At 39.0% G+C, this 1,281-nt stretch carries 1 protein-coding gene; it reads left to right on the top strand.

The genetic code is table 11. The features are described 5' to 3' along the window. The first annotated feature begins 88 nt into the window (after window positions 1–88). Window positions 89–1,218, top strand: a protein-coding gene (locus D7V20_RS19195; protein ID WP_120385403.1) for an IS3-like element ISAcsp5 family transposase whose coding sequence is annotated in 2 segments (ribosomal slippage) — window positions 89–341 and window positions 341–1,218 — 1,131 coding nt in all. Because the reading frame shifts where the segments join, the coding sequence is not laid out codon by codon here. The last annotated feature ends 63 nt before the right edge of the window (window positions 1,219–1,281 follow it).

Below are 1,281 nucleotides of genomic sequence, written 5' to 3'. Positions count from 1 at the left end.
TGATGTGGTTCTAGGATTTTAGACCACGCCTATAAGTGATAATCTACTCCCCAATAAGCATGGGAAATGCTTGTTTTTGGAGTCAACCATGACACGAAGAAAACGTCGTAATCATTCAGCAGAGTTTAAAGTTAAAGTTGCTCTCGCAGCAATTAAAGGCGACCACACACTCGCTGAACTTTCTACTCAATTCGATTTACATCAAAACCAAATCATCGATTGGAAAAATCAACTGCTTGAGCAATCAGTCAATATTTTTTCACGACCAACAGCACAACAAGAACCAGAGATTGACCTCAAAGCTCTACATGCCAAGATAGGACATCAGGCATTGCAAATTGATTTTTTAGAAGGTGCGCTCAGAAAAATAGGGCAGCTGAGCGGCAAAAAATGATCGATAAGACCCATCAACTTTCGGTACGACAACAATCGCAATTGATTCAAATCAATCGCAGTACGTTGTATTACAAGCCCAAAGAGATTTCATCAACTGATTTGAGTTGGATGCGTCTAATCGATGAAATTCATCTCGACTACCCATTTATGGGCAGTCGAATGATACGAGATATGCTACAGCGTCAAGGACATCAAATAGGTCGGCGTAAAGTCCGACGTTTAATGCGCTTGATGGGAATACATGCCTTGTATCCAAAACCCAATACCAGTAAGCCTAATCTTGCACACCGTATTTTCCCATATCTGTTGAAAAACATGGTCATCGATCACTCTAATCAAGTCTGGTGTACAGATATAACGTACATTCCTATGGCTAAAGGCTTTGTCTATCTGTGTGCAATTATAGATTGGCATAGTCGTAAAGTACTGGCTCATCGAGTATCGATCAGTATGGAAACAGACTTTTGCATAGATGCGTTGCAAGAAGCAATTGTGAAATATGGTTGTCCTGAGGTGTTTAATACAGACCAAGGCAGTCAATTCACAAGCGAGGCATTTTTGAATGAGTTAAAATTGCGAAATATCCGTATCAGTATGGATGGGAAAGGACGATGGATGGATAATGTAATGATTGAGCGGTTATGGCGCAGCTTGAAGCATGAGGAAGTCTATTTGAAGGCTTACGATACGGTTAAACAAGCGAAACAATCAATTGCTGAATATTTGGATTTTTATAACATGATACGTCCTCATTCAAGTTTGAATAAGGCAACACCGGATGAATTTTATGATCAACATTTACTAAAAGTAATGGCAGCATAATTTAAATATTTAGAGCGGATTTATCACTTATAAAACTGAATTGAGTGGTCTAATTAACGGAAC

Origin of the sequence: Acinetobacter rongchengensis (genome assembly GCF_003611475.1) — a bacterium.
Lineage (GTDB): Bacteria > Pseudomonadota > Gammaproteobacteria > Pseudomonadales > Moraxellaceae > Acinetobacter > Acinetobacter rongchengensis.
This window is presented reverse-complemented; position numbering and strand designations above follow the sequence as displayed.